The organism is Streptomyces tateyamensis (assembly GCF_003205575.1).
In the GTDB taxonomy this organism is placed as follows: Bacteria; Actinomycetota; Actinomycetes; order Streptomycetales; family Streptomycetaceae; genus Kitasatospora; species Kitasatospora tateyamensis.
The window spans coordinates 1-2,177 of record NZ_PYBW01000234.1 but is presented as its reverse complement, the minus strand read 5'-3'; the positions used below and the strand labels follow the sequence as shown (position 1 = coordinate 2,177).

4 protein-coding genes are annotated in these 2,177 nt (G+C 68.4%); 1 reads left to right on the top strand and 3 read right to left on the bottom strand.

From position 1 onward, the window contains the following. On the top strand, positions 1–306 hold a 306-nt coding region (locus C7C46_RS37050), incomplete at its 5' end, for an ATP-binding protein (protein ID WP_245985311.1). A 34-nt stretch (positions 307–340) separates the two neighbouring features. On the opposite strand, the gene C7C46_RS33005 is transcribed toward C7C46_RS37050, so the two are convergent. The 3 genes from C7C46_RS33005 to C7C46_RS37630 are packed head-to-tail and all read right to left on the bottom strand — an operon-like array spanning position 341 to position 1,994. Further along, on the bottom strand, positions 341–1,627 hold the full coding sequence (locus tag C7C46_RS33005; protein WP_110673593.1) for a tyrosine-type recombinase/integrase: 1,287 nt from the start codon (positions 1,625–1,627) through the stop codon (positions 341–343). Then, positions 1,627–1,809, bottom strand: coding sequence for a helix-turn-helix domain-containing protein (locus C7C46_RS33000; RefSeq protein WP_110673592.1), 183 nt, complete (start codon positions 1,807–1,809; stop codon positions 1,627–1,629). Before C7C46_RS33000 ends, C7C46_RS33005 begins: the two co-directional genes overlap by 1 nt. Next, positions 1,806–1,994, bottom strand: a complete 189-nt coding sequence (locus C7C46_RS37630) for a replication initiator (RefSeq protein ID WP_342775465.1) — start codon at positions 1,992–1,994, stop codon at positions 1,806–1,808. The genes C7C46_RS33000 and C7C46_RS37630 overlap by 4 nt, the downstream gene beginning before the upstream one ends. Positions 1,995–2,177 lie beyond the last annotated feature (183 nt).

Sequence of the window (2,177 nt, the reverse complement as noted above, 5' to 3'; positions counted from 1 at the left end):
GATCAGGGGGGAACTTCAGAAGTCGTAGCCCGGCACCTGCTCGTCGAGGTGGACGACGCGGGCCGGAACATGCCCGTTGTCCGTCCCATGGACGAGGACCATATCCGGGGCCGGGGGCTGGCCTTGGTCGACGCGCTCTCCGTCGCGTGGGGCTGCCATCCGCGCGAATGCGGGATCGGAAAGACGGTCTGGGCGGTCTGTCCCCCGCTGATGCCCGAGGTCGCTCAGCAGGCGGGCGGGGGGCGACGCGCGGTTAGCGGGGTTGACGAACTGGCTGGCGAATTGTTGAGCACCACCGAGGCGTGACTCTCGGTGGTGCTCAACGGGCTGTCAGTTCATGTCACGCCGCGACCAACGGCGGTGGGTCATCGTCCTCCTCTTCGTTGAGGGCGTTGCCCATCGCCTCGATGGCGTTGCGCTGGAGGCGGGGGCGGACGTGGGCGTACACGTCGGCGGTGATGTGGATCTGGGAGTGTCCGAGCAGGTCCTTGATCGTGACCAGGTCGACGCCCTGCTCCAGCAACAGGGTCGCGCAGGTGTGTCTGAGGTCGTGAAACCGGATGCGGCGGACCTGGGCGTGGTCGCACAGCCTGCCGAACTGGCGGGTCAGCGTGCTGCCCTCCACCGGTCTGCCGCTCGGGCTGGTGAACACCAGATCCTGGTCCGGCCACACGCCGCCGGCTGACTCGACCGCATCCCGTTCGGTCGCCTGCCGTTCGCGGTGGGCCAGGAGGGAGTTGACGCATTCGCGGGGCAGCACGATCCGGCGCTCGGAGGACTCGGTCTTGGTGCCGTAGAACGCGAACCCGCCGGCCGGACTGCGCTGGAGTGTCTGGCGGATGCTCATTACGCCCTGGCCCAGGTCGAGGTCCGACCAGCGCAGGCCCAGGACCTCGCCCTTGCGGAGGCCGGTTCGCAAAGTGAGCTCGATCAGCGCACCGAGGCGGCTGCCGCGAGCGGCCGTGAGGAGCCGACGCGCCTCCGCTCCGGTGAGCGGTTCGAACGCCTTCGGGCGGGTGTCGCCAAGCCGAATTGCCGAGGCGACGTTGCGCGGCAGCTCGTCCTCACGAACCGCATGAGCGAGGGCTGAGGACAGTACGCTCCGGAGGTACTGCAGAGTGCCCGGGGTCACCCGCTTGTCGCAGCACCGGCCGATCGCGCAGCAGCGCGGCCGGGAGGTCTTGCGCTTGGCGGCCGGGTCGCGGGCGGCGTCCCAGCCCTGGACGCAGCACTGGCAGGCGACGCGAACCTGGTGCAGCCACAGGCGCACGTCCTTGGGGGTGAGGGCGGCGAGCCGCTTGCTGCCGATGCCAGGGACGATGAACGTCCTGACGTATCTGTCATAGGTGGCGTAGGTGGTCTCGCGGAGCTTGTGGACGGCGACGGTCTCCATCCAGGCCGTGAGGTAGTCGCCGACGGTGGTGGTGGCGTCGGAGGCGATGGGCATGCCCTTGTTGGAGGCAGCGATCTTCTCGATGAGCTTGTCCATCGCCTCCTTCCGCGTAGCACCGTAGACGCGGGTGCGCTTGGAGGTACCGTCAGAGGTCAGGACGTATCCAGCAGCCTCCCAGCGGCCGTCCTTGCGCTGGTAGACAGTGCCCTCGCCGTTCGATCTCTGCTTGGCCATCACGCACCGCCCATCAGGGAAGAGAGGTAGGCGGCGAGTTCGGTGGCAGGGATGCGGCGGCAGCGGCCGATGGTCACCGAGGTCAACTGCCTTGTCCGGATCAGGTGGTAGACCTTGTGGCGGGAAACCTGCATCCGTGCCATCACATCCGGGACCGTCAGCAGATCAGGAGTACGGTTCATCGGCCACCCCCGATCAGGTCAGCACTCAGCTGCCCGCGACCGGCGTAGCGCCAGTCATTCAGCACCGTCACCGCATCGTCCGCCGCCAGCCCGAGCGCCTCGCTCTGACGGGCGGCGGTCAACTCGGCCCGCTCGCCGCGCAGGGCGGCGAAGGTGGTGGAGTAGGAGCGGGACTTGGCCTCGATCCTTCAGCGGCTTGTGGTCGGTGATCGGATCGGCAGTTCGCCCGTAATGTCCCGATGCCGTTCGGGGCGGGCCGTCGCATGACGCTGCGGGTGCGCCGGATTCCACGGGTCCGGGGCTGCTCTCCTTCCAGGTCGTCGGATCGGTGATCGGCAGTCAGGTGATGGCCGGGAGCTGGGTGAGCC